We start from the raw sequence: 15,538 nt of genomic DNA, 5'->3' as shown, positions 1-15,538 counted from the left end.
CGGCGCGCGGCGGGCTGCAATTCATTGCGCGCATGGCCCGCCGCGGGTAGAGATGGCGGCGTGATTTCAGGAACCGGCCCATGCCCTTGTCTTTGACCGACACGCCGCTTGCCTCTCCCGTTCTGCTGGCGCCGCTTGCAGGCATCACCGACCTGCCGTTTCGCAGCCTCGTTTCGCGCTTCGGCGCGGGGCTGGTGGTCAGCGAGATGATCGCAAGCCAGGAGATGGTCGAGGCAAAGCCTGCGATGCGCGACAAGGCCGAGCTGGGCCTCGGCGCGGCCGCGACGGCGGTGCAGCTGGCCGGTTGCGAGGCGCATTGGATGGCCGAGGCCGCGCGCATCGCCGAGGCCGGCGGCGCGCGTATCATCGACATCAACATGGGCTGCCCGGCCAAGAAGGTGACGCGTGCGCGCGGCAGTGGCGCCGCCGGCTCGGCGCTGATGCGCGATCCCGATCATGCGCTGCACCTGATCGAGGCGGTCGTGCGCGCCGCCAGCGTTCCGGTCACGCTGAAGATGCGGCTGGGCTGGGATGATGCGTGCCTCAACGCGCCCGACATCGCGCGCCGTGCCGAGGCGGCGGGCATCCGCATGATTACCGTGCATGGCCGCACGCGCTGCCAGTTCTACAAGGGCCGCGCCGACTGGGCCGCGATCGCGGCGGTGAAGGCGGCGGTGCGTATCCCGGTCATCGCCAACGGCGACATCACGGACGCGGCCAGCGCGCGCCGGGCGCTGGCGCTGTCGGGCGCCGATGGCATCATGATCGGGCGCGGCGCGCAGGGGCGGCCATGGGCACTGGCCGAGGTGGCGCACCGGCTTTATGGGACGCCCGCGCCAGTGGTGCCGCAGGGCGCCGCGCTGGTCGACATGATCGGCGCGCATTACGAGGCGATGCTGGATTTCTATGGCCCCGCCCTCGGCGTCCGCGTGGCGCGCAAGCATCTGGGCTGGTATCTGGACGGCGCGGACGCCCTACTGCGCAGGCAGATCCTGACGGCAGACAGCCCCGCCACCGTTCTGCACCTGCTGCCGGGCGCGTTGGCGCAGCGCACCGGGCTGGCCGCATGAGCGGGCCCGTGTCAGACGCCGCATTATGGGGCGCGCTGCCCTTGCCGGCGCTGATGCTGGACGGCGCGGGCGCGGTTCTGCGCATCAATCCGGCGGCCGAAGGGTTCCTGAACGTCTCGCAGCGCAGCGCGGCGGGCGCCGCGCTTTGGGATCTGCTGCAGGTCCAGACGCCGCCGGTTGCCGCGCTCGAACGCGCGCAGGCCAGCGGCGCGCCGCTTTTCGTCGATGAGCTTGCCATCGGCGCCGCGCGCGCAAGATGCAGCCTGTCGATCGCGCCGATGGAGGCGCCGCCCTGCGCGACGCTGCTCGTCATCACGCCGCGCGATCCGGCGGGGCAGGGCCTGCACGAAGGGCCGGCGCCGCGCGCCGCGCGCTCGGCCATCGGCATGGCGGACATGCTCGCCCATGAGATCAAGAACCCGCTGGCGGGCATCACCGGCGCGGCGCAGCTTCTGTCGATGACGCTGGACACGGCGGACCGCGAACTGACCGATCTGATAGTCAGCGAAAGCCGCCGCATCGTGGCATTGCTGGACCAGGTCGAGCGGTTCGGCGATCCCGCCCGCCCCGATCTGCGGGCGATCAACATCCATGACGTGCTGTCGCGCGCGCGCCGCAGCGCGCAGCTGGGCTTTGCCGCCGACATGCGCATCATCGAGGAATACGATCCGTCCCTGCCCGAGGCATGGGCCGATCCCGACATGCTGCAACAGGTGCTGCTGAACCTGATGAAGAACGCCGCCGAGGCCGCCGCGCCCGGCGGCGGCGTCATCCGGCTGCGCAGCTGGTTCGAGCATGGCGCGCATCTGCGCGGCGAGGGCGGCGCGGGCGCGCGGCTGCCGCTTCAGATCGAGGTCGTGGATGACGGCCCCGGCGTGCCGCCCGCGCTGATGGACGCGCTGTTCGAGCCGTTCGTGTCCGGGCGCGAGAGCGGCACCGGCCTTGGCCTTGCGCTGGCGGCGCGGACGATGGCCGATCACGGCGGCCGCATTGCCGTGACCTCGCAGCCGGGGCGCACGGTGTTCCGCCTGTCGCTGCCGCTGGCCGGACCCGGGGAGGCGCGCTGATGGATGGCACGGTTCTGGTCGCCGATGACGATCGCAGCATCCGCACGGTCCTGACGCAGGCGTTGACGCGCGCGGGCTGCAAGGTGCACGCAACCTCCAGCCTGACGACGCTGATGCGCTGGATCGGCGAGGGGCTGGGCGATGCGGTCATCACCGACGTGATGATGCCCGATGGCAATGGACTGGAGATGCTGCCCAAGATCGCCGCGGATCGGCCCGGCCTTCCGGTGATCGTGATTTCGGCCCGCAGCACGGTGATGACCGCCATCCGCGCCGCCGAGGCCGGGGCGTGGGATTACCTGCCCAAGCCCTTCGATCTGCCCGAACTCATGGCCCGCACGGCCCGCGCGCTGGACAGCGCGGGCCCCGCGCGGCGGGCGCCGGATGCACCCGCGGAGGCGCAAGGCGACGTGCCGCTGATCGGGCAGAGCGCCCCGATGCAGGCGCTGTTTCGCGAGATGGCGCATATGATGAACGCCGATCTGCCGGTCTGGATCGCGGGCGCGCAGGGCACCGGAAAATCGCTGGTCGCGCGGGCACTGCACGACATGTCGCGGCGCCGGGATCTGCCTTTCGTTCGTGTGGCGCCCGGTGATCTGGCCTCGGATGCGGCCCCGGCAAGGATACTGAGACGCGCAGGCGCGGGCACGATCGTGCTGGACGGCGTGCAGGACATGGACGGCGCGGCGCAGGCCCGCGCGCTTTATCTGGTGGACGCCGCCGAAATGCAGCAGGCGCGCCCGCGCTTCATCGCCGCGGCCCAGCCGGGGCAGGGGACGCGCGCCGATCTTTACCACCGTCTGGCCGGCGCGCGGATCGATATGCCGCCCTTGGCGGAGCGGCGCGATGATATTGCGCTGCTGGTCACGCATTTCCTGTATCTCGCCGAGGAGGCGGGCGCGCCGCCCCGGCGGCTGGGGCCGGGCGCGCTGGAGCTGCTTTGCGCCCATGACTGGCCGGGCAATGTGCGCGAGCTGGGCCACGCCGCGCGGCGTCTGGCCTGGAGCGCGCGCGCGCCGCAGATCGCGGCGTCCGAGGTTTCGGCCCTTCTGGGGGCGGCGGCGCGGGACGCCCGCGATGCGGCGCTGCCGGACGCGGCGGCGTCCGGCACGCTTTCCGGTGCGGTCGCCCTGCATGTACAGCGCTATTTCGATCTGCACGGCGCGCAGATGCCGCCCGATGGGCTTTATCACCGGCTGCTGCCGGAATTCGAGGCGCCGCTGCTGCGAATCGCGCTGGAGGCCGTGGGCGGAAATCAGGCGCGCTGCGCCGAGCTGCTGGGCATCAACCGCAATACCTTGCGCAAAAAAATGACCATGCTTGATATTGAGGTGACACGCCGCCGAAAGTTGATGTAAAAGCGCAACAGACCTGTTGCATGATGCGGCGCACCTGCCCAAGATGCACCAGATGTGGTGGGCGCGTCCTGTTTCGCGCCAAGGCATAGGGGACTGTTGGTGGCCGCAAGAACACGCAGAGCCGGCTGGGAGCGCTTGTTGCGCCTGCGCCGCGCACGGCGTTTTCAGAATTTCGCCACGCTGGGCCTGGTGGTTCTGGGGCCGGTTCTGGCGCTGGTGACCTTTCTGGTCATGGGGCCGCTCGATCAGGGCGCGCAGACGAATGTCCTGCGGCTGATCCTGCTATGCGATCTGATCTACGTGATCGCCGTGGCCGCGCTGGTCCTGCAAAAGGTGGTGCAGATGATCTCGGCGCGGCGCTCGCGCTCGGCGGGATCGCGGCTGCATCTGCGGCTGACCGGCGTGTTCGCGGTCATGGCGCTGTTGCCGACGGTCACCGTCGCCGTGTTTGCCACCCTGTCGGTCAACATGGGCCTTGAAGCGTGGTTTTCGGACCGCGTCGGGCGGGTCGTCAGCAATTCGGTCGCCGCCGCCGAAGCCTATGAGGACGAACATCGCCGCGATCTGATCATCGACGCGCAGGCGGTCGCGCGGTTTCTCGAAGAGGTCAAGCAGCGCAGCGTTTTCATGGATGACGGCGACATCCGGCAGGTCCTGTCCGAGGGCCAGCGCGAGATCCAGCGCGGCCTGCGCGAGGCCTTCGTCATCGACAGTACCGGCGAAATCCGCGCCCGCGGCGAAAGCTCGTACCTGTTCGACTATGAAGAGCCGGACGCCGCGCAGATTGCTGACGCGCGGGCGAATGGTCTGCTGATCATTCAGGATTGGGACAACAACGAATTCCGCGCGCTGATCCCGCTGGAAGGCTTTGCCGACCGGCTGCTTTATGTCACGCGCAACGTGGATGGCGATATCCTGTCGCTGCTGGACGAGACCAAGGAGACCGCGAATTTCTATCAGCAGCGCGAAAGCGAGCGGGGCCGCGTCCTGTTCGAATTCGGCCTGCTTTACCTTGGATTCGCGGTGATCCTGATCCTTGCCGCCGTCTGGCTGGGCCTGTGGTTCGCCGAGCGTCTGGCCCGCCCGGTGGGGCGCCTGACCAGCGCCGCGCAGCGCATCGGCGCGGGCGATCTGGACGTGCAGGTCCGCGAGGAGGAGGGCGACGACGAGATCGCGCAGCTCAGCACCTTCTTCAACCAGATGACCCGGCAGCTGAAAGGCCAGCGCGCCGCGCTTTTGTCCAACACCGAACAGATCGAGCGGCGCCGCCGCCTGTTCGATTCGGTGCTGGGATCGGTGTCGTCGGGGGTTGTCGGGCTGGATCCCAAGGGGCGCATCACCTTCGTGAACCGCGCCGCGGAAAAGCTGCTGGACTGGCAGGAGGATCGCCAATCGGTCGATATTGCCGTCGCCGTGCCGGAATTTGCCGATCTGTTCAAACGTCTGCGCAAAAGCAGCGGGGGCTTCGTGCAGGACGAGATCCGCGTCACCCGCGGCGGCGAGCAGGAGAGCCTTCTGGTGCGCATGTCCACACGGCGCACCGAGGCCGGCCGGCGCGAGGGCTATGTCGTGGCCTTCGATGACGTCACCGATCTGGTCTCGGCGCAGCGCATGGCGGCCTGGGGCGACGTCGCGCGCCGCATCGCGCATGAGATCAAGAACCCGCTGACCCCCATCAAGCTGAGCGCGGAGCGCACGCAGCGCAAATTTGCCAAGCTTCTGAATGACGCGGATGCCGCCGACCTTGCGCAGCTGACCGGCGTGATCGTGCGCCAGACCGATGATCTGCGCCGCATCGTGGATGAATTCTCGAAATTCGCCCGCATGCCCGAGCCGCAGCGCAAACCCGAAAGCCTGACGCGCCTTCTGCGCGAGGCGGTGCTGTTGCAGGAGGCCGGCCAGCCCGATGTGCGGATCGAGACCGATCTGGACGCCGATCCGCTGCTGGCCGATGTCGACGCGACGATGATCAGCCAGGCGCTGACAAACCTCATCAAGAACGCCGGGGAAGCCACGGAAACCATTGTCGAAAAAGGCCAGGCGCCCGACGGTTTCATCCCCACGATCCGCGTGACGAGCGGCCGGGTGGACGGGCGCGCCGAGCTGCGTATCGCCGATAACGGCGTCGGCCTGCCCGAAGACCGCTCGCGCCTGTTCGAGCCTTACGTGACGACGCGCGACAAGGGCACGGGCCTGGGCCTGCCGATCGTCAAGAAGATCATCGAAGAGCATGGCGGCACGCTGACGCTGGTGGATGCAGACGCCTTTGACGAGGGCGCGCACAAGGGCGCAATGGCCATCATCCGGCTGGATGTGACACAAACGAGCATTGACCGCGAGGACGCAGACGAGGCTATGGGAGAACAGGCATGAGCGATATTTTGATTGTGGACGATGAGCGCGATATTCGCGAATTGATCTCGGATATTCTGGGCGACGAAGGGTATGAGACGCGGCTGGCGGGCAATTCCGATGATGCGATGGCCGCCATCTCGGCCGAGCCGCCCGCGCTGCTGATCCTCGACATCTGGTTGAAGGACAGCAACATGGATGGCATCGACATCCTCAAGGCTGTCAAGCGCGACTATCCCGAAGTGCCCGTCGTCATCATCTCGGGCCATGGCAATATCGAGATTGCGGTCGCCGCGATCAAGCAGGGCGCCTATGATTTCATCGAAAAGCCCTTCAACATCGACCAGTTGATGGTGGTGATCCGGCGCGGCATGGAAACCAGCCGCCTGCGCCGCGAGAATACCACCCTGCGGCGCCGCGAGACGACGCCGGCGGACATGCTGGGCGACAGTGCCGTCTTTCGCGCGCTGGTGGGCCAGCTGGACAAGGTCACACGCTCGAACGGGCGGGTGATGCTGTCGGGCCCGGCCGGGTCGGGCAAGGAACTGGCCGCGCGCTATGTGCACGTCAATTCCAACCGCGCCAGCGCGCCCTTCGTCGTCGTCAACTGCGCCTCGATCGAGGCCGAGCGCATGGAAGAGGTGCTGTTCGGACGCGAGAGCAAGGACAAGGGGATCGAGCAGGGCCTTCTGGAAGAGGCCAATGGCGGCGTGATCTATTTCGACGAGGTCGCGGACATGCCGCAGGGCACGCAATCGAAAATCCTGCGCGTGCTGGTCGATCAGCAATTCCTGCGCGTGGGCGGCGCGAACAAGGTGCAGGTGGATCTGCGCGTCATCTCCTCAACCTCGCGCGATCTGGAGCATGAGATCGCCGAGGGCCGGTTCCGCCGCGAGCTGTTTCACCGCCTGAACGTGGTGCCCATCGCCGTGCCCTCGCTGGAGGAGCGGCGCGACGACATACCGCTGCTCGCGGAGTATTTCATCGACATGCTTAACAAGACCCAAGGCCTGCCGCTGCGCGTGCTCAGCGCCGAGGCGCGCGCGCAGCTTCAGACGATGTCCTGGCCCGGCAACGTGCGCCAGCTGCGCAACATGATCGAGCGGGTGCTGATCCTGGGCGATGGCGCGGGCGAGATCGAGGCGCGCGAGCTGCCCGGCGAGGCCGAAAACGCGCCGGGGGACGGGCGCGTGGTGCTGTCCGGATCGCTTGCCACGATGCCCCTGCGCGAGGCGCGCGAGGCGTTCGAGCGCGAGTATCTGCTGACGCAGATCAACCGCTATGGCGGCAATATCAGCCGCACCGCCGAGTTCGTGGGCATGGAGCGCAGCGCGCTGCACCGCAAGCTGAAATCGCTGGGCGTGGTGACATCGGGCAAGGCACCTGCACGGGTGGGGTGACGGCCGGACCCGGCCGAACCCGCGCGGCATCGGCGCTTCAGACCATTTGACCGCCGCGCGTTTGTCAGGCACATCAGGCCTGCAGCTTTGAAAGGCATGCCATGAAGGTCATCATTTGCGGCGCCGGTCAGGTTGGCTGGCAGATCGCGCGCCATCTGTCGGGCGAAAAGAACGACGTGACGGTGGTGGACAACAATCCCGATCTGGTGCGCCGCGCGACCGATACGCTGGACGTGCAGGGATTGCACGGCTTTGCCAGCTATCCGGACGTTCTGGAACGCGCCGGCGCGCGCGATGCCGACATGATCATCGCCGCGACCCATTCGGACGAGGTGAACATGGTCACCTGCCAGGTGGCCCATTCGGTCTTTGCCATCAGCCGCAAGATCGCGCGCCTGCGCAGCCAGTCCTATCTGGACGCGATCTATTCCGATCTTTACCGGCGCGATCACATGCCCATCGACGTCGTCATCAGCCCCGAAAAGGAAGTGGCCGAGGCCGCGCTGCAGCGCCTCGCCGCGCCCGCCGCCTTCGACACCGAGACGTTCCTGGCCGGCAAGGCCAAGCTGATGGGCCTGCGGCTGGAGGAGGATTGCCCGGTCGTCAACACGCCGCTGCGCCAGCTGTCGGACCTCTTCTCGACGCTGCGGGTGGTGGTTCTGGCCGTGCGCCGCGACGGACGGCTTTTTGCGCCCGAGGCGGGCGATCAGCTGTTTGTCGGCGACGAAGCTTACGTCTTTGCCCCGAACGAGGATATTCCCCGCACGCTCGAAGTCTTCGGCAAAAAGGCACACAAGCAGGAGCGCGTCGTGATCCTTGGCGGCGGCAATGTCGGCCTTGCGGTGGCCAAGGCGCTGGAGGCGCAGGGGCGCGGCCTGCGGGCCAAGGTAATCGAGCGTGACCGCCGCATCGCCGAACGCGCCGCCGACGCGCTGGAGCGCACGATCGTCCTGAACGGCGATGCGCTGGACCGCTCGATCCTGCAGGAGGCTGGCATATCGCGCGCCGACGCCGTGCTGGCGGTCACCGACGATGACAAGACCAACCTTCTGGCCGCCGTGCGCGCCAAATCCGAAGGCTGCCCCTTCGCGATCACGCTGATCAACGATCCCACGCTGGTCCCCCTGCTGGAGCCGATCGGGGTGGACGCCTATATCAACCCGCGCTCCACCACCGTCAGCAGCATCCTGCGCCATATTCGCCATGGGCGCGTGCGGGGCGTTTATTCCATCGGCGACGCCGAGGCCGAAGTGATCGAGGCGCAGGTGATGTCGACTTCCTCGATCGCGGGCAGCCAGATCCGCGATATCGATTTCCCCGAGGGCGTGCTGGTCGGCGCGGTGCAGAAAGGGGAGAAGATCCTCAAACCCACCGGCGCCATGCGGATCGACGAGGGCGACGTGATCGTGATTTTCGCCATGGCATCGGACGTGGAGCAGGTAGAACAGCTGCTTCAGGTCTCGATCGACTTTTTCTAGTCATGGCCGCGCGCACGCAGATCGCGCTGATCGCGCCGTTGTCGCGCCTTCCGCTGATCCTGCTTCTGGCCGGGATCGCGTCGCTGGCGATGTTCGTGCCGGCCCTGCATGCGCTGATGCACAGCGAACATACGGTGTCGCGCAGTTTCGCCTATTCCGGCGCGCTGGGGCTGATCGTGATCGGGCTGGTCGCGCTGGCCATGGGCGGCAACGCGCGGCGCGAGGCCAGCGATCTGGACAATCTTCTGTCGCTGTTTCTGGCCTTCGCGGCGCTGCCGCTGTTCCTGGCGCTGCCGTTCTACGAGGGGCTGCGCAACACGACCTTCCTCAATGCCTATTTCGAGATGGTCTCGTCCTTCACCACCACCGGCGCGACGCTGTTTGAAATGCCTGGTCGGCTTGTCGATTCGCTGCATCTGTGGCGCGGCATGGTCGGCTGGCTGGGGGGGCTGCTGATGTGGGTCGCGGCCTCGGCGGTGCTGGCGCCCCTCAACCTGGGGGGATTCGAGCTGACCGCGACGGCCGAGCCGGGGCAGGTGGATGACGCCCAAGGCCGGTTCCAGCGCGCCGGATCGGGCCGCCGCGTGGCGCAGGTGACCTACGTGCTGGCCCCGCTCTATGTGGGGCTGACCGGCGCGCTGTGGCTCTTTCTGGCGATCGCGGGCGACCGGCCGCTAGTGGCGCTGGTGCATGCGATGTCGACGCTGGCGACCAGCGGCATCTCTCCCATTGGCGGGGTCCAGAACGCCGGCTCCGGCGTCGGCGGCGAGATGGTGATCTTTTTCTTCATGCTGTTCGCCCTGTCGCGCCTGACCTTTTCATCCGATACCGTCACCTCGCAACGGCCCGGCCTGCATAATGATCCCGAATTCCGACTGGGCATGGTGATCGTGCTGGGCGTTCCCTTGCTGCTGTTCTCGCGGCACTGGATCGGCGCGTTCGAGGGGCAGGATGTCGAGGATCTGCCGACGGCGCTCGGCGCGCTCTGGGGCGCGCTGTTCAGCACCGCCTCCTTCCTGTCCACCACCGGCTTCGAAAGCGCCTATTGGGACGAGGCACGCAGCTGGTCGGGCGTCGGCGCGCCGGGGCTGATCCTGCTGGGCACGGCGCTGATCGGCGGGGGCGTCGCCACCACGGCAGGCGGGGTCAAGCTTCTCCGGGTCTACGCGCTCTACCTCAATGGCCAGCGCGAGATGGAGCGGCTGGTCCATCCCTCCTCGGTCGGGCGCGCGGGGGCCCGCAGCCGCCGGATGCGGCGGCAGGGCGCGTTCGTCGCGTGGATCTTCTTCATGCTCTTCGCGATGTCACTGGCGCTGATCACCGTCATCCTTGCCGCATTGGGAATGACGTTCGAGCAGTCGATCATCCTGGCCATCGCGGCGCTCTCCACGACCGGCCCGCTGACGCAGATCGCGGGCGAGGTGCCCATCGCGCTCAGCCTCATGGCGCCCACCGCCAAGCTGGTGATCTGCGCCGCCATGGTGCTGGGCAGGCTGGAGACGCTGGCCATCATCGCGCTGGTCAGCCCCAGCCTCTGGCGCGACTGACGCGCCCTCGGGTGGCGGCGATCTGCCCATTTGCGGAACCCGTAAGGCGGGCCCGATTTTGGGGCTGGAAACTTGGACCGCACCGCATCATATTGGAATGCATATGACCTTCGAATGCCGATCCGCGGCACGTGCAAGAATAAATGGATTTGGGGACCAATCATGGCAACTGACCGGCAGAACCTTCAGGACGCATTTCTCAATCAGGTGCGCAAGACCAAGACACCGGTGACGGTGTTCCTGATCAACGGCGTGAAACTGCAGGGCGTGATTACCTGGTTCGACAATTTCTGCATCCTGCTGCGCCGCGACGGTCAATCGCAACTGGTCTACAAACATGCCGTGTCCACGATCATGCCGTCGCAGCCGATCAGCCTTTATGACGGTGACGATGCGGCCTGATCCGCACCTCTCCAAGGCCTTCCATTGATGGATGATGACGTCACCGGCGGCGGCGAGGACGGCGCCGTTTTCGAACGGCAGGGCCGTGATACCCGCGCCCGCGACACCCGCGCATGGGTGCTGCATCCCGACATCTACAAGGCTGGCGGCAGCGCCCGCACGCCCGCGCTTTCGCTGGAGGAGGCGGTCGCGCTGGGGCGTGCGCTGCCGGGACTGCAGGTGCAGGGCGGGCAGGTGGTCCGGCTGCCCAAGGTGCATCCCGGCAAGCTGTTCGGCAAGGGCAAGATCGCCGAGCTGAAGAGCCAGTTCGAAGAGGCCGGGATCGAGCTGGTACTGATCGACGGGCCGGTCACGCCGGTGCAGCAGCGCAATCTGGAAAAGGACTGGGGCGTCAAGATCCTGGACCGGACCGGCCTGATCCTTGAGATCTTCAGCGACCGCGCCGCGACCCGCGAGGGCGTGCTTCAGGTGGAGATGGCCGCGCTCAGCTATCAGCGCACGCGCCTGGTGCGCGCCTGGACCCACCTTGAGCGGCAGCGCGGCGGCTATGGCTTTGTCGGCGGCCCCGGCGAGACGCAGATCGAAGCGGACCGCCGCGCGATCGACCTGCAACTGGTGCGCCTGCGCCGCCAGCTGGACAAGGTTGCCAAGACGCGCACGCTGCACCGCGCGGCACGCGCCAAGGTGCCGTTTCCCATCGTCGCGCTCGTGGGCTATACCAACGCCGGAAAATCAACGCTCTTCAATCACTTGACGGGCGCCGAGGTCATGGCAAAGGACATGCTTTTCGCCACGCTTGACCCGACGATGCGGCGTATCGCGCTGCCCGGCGGCGGGCCGGAGATCATCCTGAGCGACACGGTCGGCTTCATCTCGGACCTGCCGACCGAGCTGGTCGCGGCGTTCCGCGCGACGCTGGAGGAGGTGCTGAGCGCCGATCTGATCGTGCATGTGCGCGACATCGCCCACCCCGAGACCGAGGCGCAGAAGGCCGATGTCGAGGAAATCCTGACCAGCCTCAAGGTCGAGCAGGAGACCCCCCGGATCGAGGTCTGGAACAAGATCGATCTGCTGGACCGCGAAGAGCATGACGGTCTGATGATCCGCGCCGAGCGGACCGAGGATGTCGTCGCGCTCAGCGCGGTGACGGGCGAGGGGATGCAGGCACTGATCGACCGCATCGGCGTGATGCTGACCGGCGATGTGCGCCGCGAGGAGATCGCGCTGCCTTATGCCGAGGGGCGCCGCCGCGCATGGCTGCACGCGCATGACCTGATCGAGCAGGAGGCGCAGGGCGACGAGGGCTATACCCTCACCGTGCGCTGGACCGCCCGCCAGCGCGCCGAGTTCGACGCGCTTTAGCTCCCCTGCCTTAGTCGCCTTTTTTTGGCAGCAACACCGTCACGCCCACGGCGCCCGCGCGCGCCAGTTCGGGATCCAGCGACATCGGGATATACTCGCCCCGGCGCCAGAGCTGCGCCAGATCGTCGTAATACCGGCTGAGGAAATGGCCCGATTGCCCGGTCGAGATGATGAAGACGCTGCTGCCGGGATCGGCGAAATCATAGACCCCGCGATACCCCGCCGCATGAACGTTCTGAAACGGATCGGGGCCGGTGCCGCTGGTGCGGCCGCGCTGCAGCGTGTGATCGCCCCCGCCGGTCGATTGGCGGATGTTCACGAAATAGCGCAGGCCGGGCACCGAGCCCAGCACCGGGTGATCCTGCACCGCCTGATGCGCATCGCCCCAGCGCAGCGATTCCAGCGCGGTGCCATAGCGCTCGGTGATCCAGACCAGCGCATCGTCAAGCGCGAGGCGCGCGATGTCGGTGCACGTCTCCACCGGGGTCGATTGCTTGACATCGCACCACGCCGAGGCACCGTCGATGTCGCGGAACACCCGCTCGACAAAGACCGGGTCCGTATGGGTGAACGCGTCCGCCAGCGGGCCCAGCTCGTCCTGGAACAGCCGCTTGCCAAGCGCGCGCAGCCAGGCCGCATAGATCAGCGGCTCGGGGCGGTGTTCGTTCATCTCGCCGTTCCAGTCGGCCAGCAGCGCCAGCGCGCGCTGGCGCAGGCGCAGCGGCGTGCCCTCGGCCGCGCTTTCGCCGGTGAACCACAGATCCGCGCCGATCAGCGGCAAGAGCGAGCGCGCGGTAAAGCTGACGATATCCTGCTGCGCCTCGATGAAACTGTCGCGGGTATGCACCTCGCGCCCCTGCATCAGCTTTTGCCAGCGGTGAATGCGCTGCGTGTCGCCCCAATGGTGGCTGACATGCAGCGGAAAGGGGCGATCGACGATCTTGTTGTTGGTGTTGCCGAGGATGCCGCCGGGCGGGTCGATGAACTCGGGGTTGGCCGAATAGGGCAGCCGCCCCTGCCAGCGGTTATGCGCGATCCAGCCGCGGCTGGGCATGCGCCCTTCAGTGTCATGCTCGGCGTGGCGGCGCGGCATGGCGCCGACCATCTTCATGGCGATGCGGTCCGCGCTGACCACGGTCAGAACCTGCGCGGGGGCGACGAATTTCTCGCCCGCGGCCAGCGCCGCCTCGATGCTGCCTGCGCGCATCAGGTCGATGCCCGCGCTCATCGTCGTGTCGCGCGGGCTGAGCGCGGTCCATGACAGGGACGCGACGTGCCCCGCCGGCGTCACATCCGCCAGATCGAATTGCGAGCCGGGCAGTACGGGGCCGTTTTCCGTGCGCCGCAGGGTCAGCGTGACGGGCGCGCTGTCCTTGATGAGGATGATCGTGCGGCGCGTCTCGAACCGGGCAAACCCGTCTGGCGTGCGGTACTGCTCGGGATCGTCGGGGTTCAGCTCTTCGATATGGACGTCCTGATCGTCCAGATAGGCCGAGGTGATGCCCCAGCCCAGCGTGTCGCTGCGCCCGCTCAGCACCAGCGGCACGCCCGGAATGGTCGCGCCGATGACGCCGCCCGATGACAGCTCCAGCCGCGCGAGATACCAGATCGACGGCGCCGTCAGCCCCAGATGCGGATCATTCGCCAAAAGCGTGCCGCCCGCGGCCGAGCGCGACGGCGCGGCGGCAAAGGCGTTCGAGGCCCCGGCCAGCGCAGGCGGCCGGATCGGCGACAGCGGATCCTGCGCCGCGGGCGCACCGCCGCCCGCAAGCCGCGGCAGCGCGCCGGGCGCGAAGAAGCTGGCGTATTTGGGCAACGCGGCGATGCCGCTGCCCGGCGCGTCGGGCAGGATATCCTCGACGCGGGCGGGATCCTCCAGCACCGTGGTAAGGCGCGCCCGCAGCACCTCGGTCTGCAGATGGCTCGACATCTGCACCGCCATCAGCTTGATGATGGCGACGGAATCGGCGGCTACCCACGGCGCGATGGGCGCGTTGAACAGGAACATCTCGGGCGCGCCGCGTCCCAGCGCGCTGTCGTTGATCTCGGCCAGCCGCGCATTGACGCCGCGCGCATAGGCATCGAGCGCCGCGCGCGTCGCCGGATCCTGCCACCTGACCGACGCGCGCGCGGCGCCGTAGATGTCAAAGCGGCGCATCAGCTTGTCGATGGCAAGGCTGCGCACGCCGAACACCTCGGACAGGCGCCCCTGCGCGGTGCGGCGCAGGATGGTCATCTGCCACAGCCGGTCCTGCGCATGGGCGTATCCCAGCGCCTGAAACACGTCCTCCTCGGTCTGGCCGAAGATATGCGGCACATCGGCATTGTCGCGCACGATCTCCACGCTGTCATTCAGGCCCGCGATCTCCAGCGTCTTGTCATAATCGGGCAGCGATCGCGACAGCAGGAAATAAAGGCCCAGCACCGCCAGCACCGCCAGCGCGACCAATGCGCCCGCGATCCGGATCAGCCATTTGAACACCTGCGCCATGCGGCCCCGCCTTGCGTTTTCACTGGCGCAGGGGATAGTCAGAAACGAGGCTGTGGGCAATGGCCCCGTCGGCAATGTGAACGGGAGGACGATATGGCGAAACTGGCATTTCTGGGACTGGGCGTGATGGGCTATCCCATGGCGGGGCATCTGGCCGCGGCGGGCCACGATGTGACGGTCTATAACCGCACGGGCGCGAAAGCGGACAAATGGGTGGCCAAGCATGGCGGCGCCAGCGCGCCCACCCCGCGCGAGGCCGCGGCGGGCGCCGAATTCGTCATGGCCTGCGTGGGCAATGACGACGATCTGCGCAGTGTCTGCCTGGGCGCGGACGGCGCCTTTGCCGGCATGGCCGAGGGCGCGATTTTCGTGGACCACACCACCGTCTCCGCCGCCGTCACCGCCGAGCTTCATGAGGCTGCGTCAAAGGCAGGACTGCATTTTGTCGATGCGCCCGTTTCGGGCGGGCAGGCGGGGGCGGAAAACGGCCAGCTGTCCATCATGTGCGGCGGAGATCTGCCGAGCTATGAGGCGGCCGAGCCGGTGATGCAGGTCTATGCCAAGCTCTGCCGCCGGATCGGCGCGCCGGGCGCGGGGCAGATGACCAAGATGTGCAACCAGATCGCCATCGCCGGTCTGGTGCAGGGCCTCAGCGAGGCGCTGCATTTCGCCGAAAAGGCCGGGCTGGACGGGCGCGCGGTGGTCGAGGTGATCTCTCAGGGCGCGGCCGGCAGCTGGCAGATGGAGAACCGCCACGAGACGATGCTGAAGGACGAGTTCGAGCATGGCTTTGCCGTCGACTGGATGCGCAAGGATCTGGGGATCTGCCTGAAGACGGCTGATGAGAATGGCGCGTCGCTGCCGGTCACGGCGCTGGTCGATCAGTTCTACAAGGACGTGCAGAAGATGGGCGGCAGGCGGTGGGATACCTCCAGCCTGTTCAAGCGGTTGCGCAAGATCGGCTGACCCGGCCCGCGCATCTGGGGTCGAGGACAACGGGCGCGCGGCTGG

11 protein-coding genes are annotated in these 15,538 nt (G+C 67.5%); 10 read left to right on the top strand and 1 reads right to left on the bottom strand.

The genetic code is table 11. The features are described from left to right. The first annotated feature begins 80 nt into the window (after nucleotides 1-80). The 9 genes from dusB (at nucleotide 81) to hflX (ending at nucleotide 12,036) form a co-directional block, all read left to right on the top strand. Nucleotides 81-1,070 carry a tRNA dihydrouridine synthase DusB gene (gene dusB, locus DC366_RS01845; protein ID WP_108690468.1) on the top strand — a complete coding sequence of 330 codons (990 nt, stop codon included), beginning with the start codon at nucleotides 81-83 and terminating at the stop codon, nucleotides 1,068-1,070. After that, entirely contained in the window at nucleotides 1,067-2,137 is a 1,071-nt protein-coding gene (locus DC366_RS01840) for a two-component system sensor histidine kinase NtrB (protein ID WP_108690467.1), read from the top strand. The genes dusB and DC366_RS01840 overlap by 4 nt, the downstream gene beginning before the upstream one ends. Next, on the top strand, nucleotides 2,137-3,495 hold the full coding sequence (locus DC366_RS01835; protein ID WP_108690466.1) for a response regulator: 1,359 nt from the start codon (nucleotides 2,137-2,139) through the stop codon (nucleotides 3,493-3,495). The genes DC366_RS01840 and DC366_RS01835 overlap by 1 nt, the downstream gene beginning before the upstream one ends. Before the next feature lie 135 nt (nucleotides 3,496-3,630). Then, nucleotides 3,631-5,868, top strand: a complete 2,238-nt coding sequence (locus DC366_RS01830) for a sensor histidine kinase NtrY-like (RefSeq protein WP_108690465.1) — start codon at nucleotides 3,631-3,633, stop codon at nucleotides 5,866-5,868. Further along, nucleotides 5,865-7,247: a nitrogen assimilation response regulator NtrX gene (ntrX, locus tag DC366_RS01825; RefSeq protein WP_108690464.1), complete on the top strand. Its 1,383-nt coding sequence runs from the start codon at nucleotides 5,865-5,867 to the stop codon at nucleotides 7,245-7,247. The genes DC366_RS01830 and ntrX overlap by 4 nt, the downstream gene beginning before the upstream one ends. A gap of 101 nt (nucleotides 7,248-7,348) precedes the next feature. Then, nucleotides 7,349-8,725, top strand: coding sequence for a Trk system potassium transporter TrkA (gene trkA / locus DC366_RS01820; RefSeq protein ID WP_108690463.1), 1,377 nt, complete (start codon nucleotides 7,349-7,351; stop codon nucleotides 8,723-8,725). Nucleotides 8,726-8,727: 2 nt separating this feature from the next. Beyond that, nucleotides 8,728-10,272 (top strand): TrkH family potassium uptake protein, encoded by a 1,545-nt coding sequence (locus tag DC366_RS01815; RefSeq protein ID WP_207768643.1) that lies wholly within the window; start codon nucleotides 8,728-8,730, stop codon nucleotides 10,270-10,272. A 162-nt stretch (nucleotides 10,273-10,434) separates the two neighbouring features. Further along, the gene (gene hfq / locus DC366_RS01810) at nucleotides 10,435-10,674 is read left to right on the top strand and encodes an RNA chaperone Hfq (protein ID WP_076533031.1); all 240 of its coding nucleotides are present in this window, start codon (nucleotides 10,435-10,437) and stop codon (nucleotides 10,672-10,674) included. Nucleotides 10,675-10,701: 27 nt separating this feature from the next. Next, nucleotides 10,702-12,036 (top strand): GTPase HflX, encoded by a 1,335-nt coding sequence (hflX, locus tag DC366_RS01805; RefSeq protein ID WP_108690462.1) that lies wholly within the window; start codon nucleotides 10,702-10,704, stop codon nucleotides 12,034-12,036. Nucleotides 12,037-12,046: 10 nt separating this feature from the next. Here hflX and DC366_RS01800 read toward each other — a convergent pair whose 3' ends face one another. Beyond that, on the bottom strand, nucleotides 12,047-14,527 hold the full coding sequence (locus tag DC366_RS01800; protein ID WP_108690461.1) for a penicillin acylase family protein: 2,481 nt from the start codon (nucleotides 14,525-14,527) through the stop codon (nucleotides 12,047-12,049). A gap of 93 nt (nucleotides 14,528-14,620) precedes the next feature. Here DC366_RS01800 and DC366_RS01795 point away from each other — a divergent pair, with 93 nt between their 5' ends. After that, nucleotides 14,621-15,493, top strand: a complete 873-nt coding sequence (locus tag DC366_RS01795) for an NAD(P)-dependent oxidoreductase (protein WP_108690460.1) — start codon at nucleotides 14,621-14,623, stop codon at nucleotides 15,491-15,493. Nucleotides 15,494-15,538 lie beyond the last annotated feature (45 nt).

It is taken from the genome of Pelagivirga sediminicola (assembly GCF_003072125.1).
In the GTDB taxonomy this organism is placed as follows: domain Bacteria; phylum Pseudomonadota; class Alphaproteobacteria; order Rhodobacterales; family Rhodobacteraceae; genus Roseovarius; species Roseovarius sediminicola.
Note: the sequence above shows the minus strand (reverse complement) of the source record. Positions and strands in the feature narration are given on the sequence as shown.

What these genes read in the sequence shown, in the direction of transcription:
- ntrX (WP_108690464.1), top strand. Translation starts at nt 5,865, where the DNA reads ATGAGCGATATTTTGATTGTGGACGATGAGCGCGATATTCGCGAATTG.
- DC366_RS01800 (WP_108690461.1), bottom strand. Translation starts at nt 14,527, where the DNA reads ATGGCGCAGGTGTTCAAATGGCTGATCCGGATCGCGGGCGCATTGGTC.
- DC366_RS01835 (WP_108690466.1), top strand. Translation starts at nt 2,137, where the DNA reads ATGGATGGCACGGTTCTGGTCGCCGATGACGATCGCAGCATCCGCACG.
- trkA (WP_108690463.1), top strand. Translation starts at nt 7,349, where the DNA reads ATGAAGGTCATCATTTGCGGCGCCGGTCAGGTTGGCTGGCAGATCGCG.
- dusB (WP_108690468.1), top strand. Translation starts at nt 81, where the DNA reads ATGCCCTTGTCTTTGACCGACACGCCGCTTGCCTCTCCCGTTCTGCTG.
- hfq (WP_076533031.1), top strand. Translation starts at nt 10,435, where the DNA reads ATGGCAACTGACCGGCAGAACCTTCAGGACGCATTTCTCAATCAGGTG.
- hflX (WP_108690462.1), top strand. Translation starts at nt 10,702, where the DNA reads ATGGATGATGACGTCACCGGCGGCGGCGAGGACGGCGCCGTTTTCGAA.
- DC366_RS01795 (WP_108690460.1), top strand. Translation starts at nt 14,621, where the DNA reads ATGGCGAAACTGGCATTTCTGGGACTGGGCGTGATGGGCTATCCCATG.
- DC366_RS01840 (WP_108690467.1), top strand. Translation starts at nt 1,067, where the DNA reads ATGAGCGGGCCCGTGTCAGACGCCGCATTATGGGGCGCGCTGCCCTTG.
- DC366_RS01815 (WP_207768643.1), top strand. Translation starts at nt 8,728, where the DNA reads ATGGCCGCGCGCACGCAGATCGCGCTGATCGCGCCGTTGTCGCGCCTT.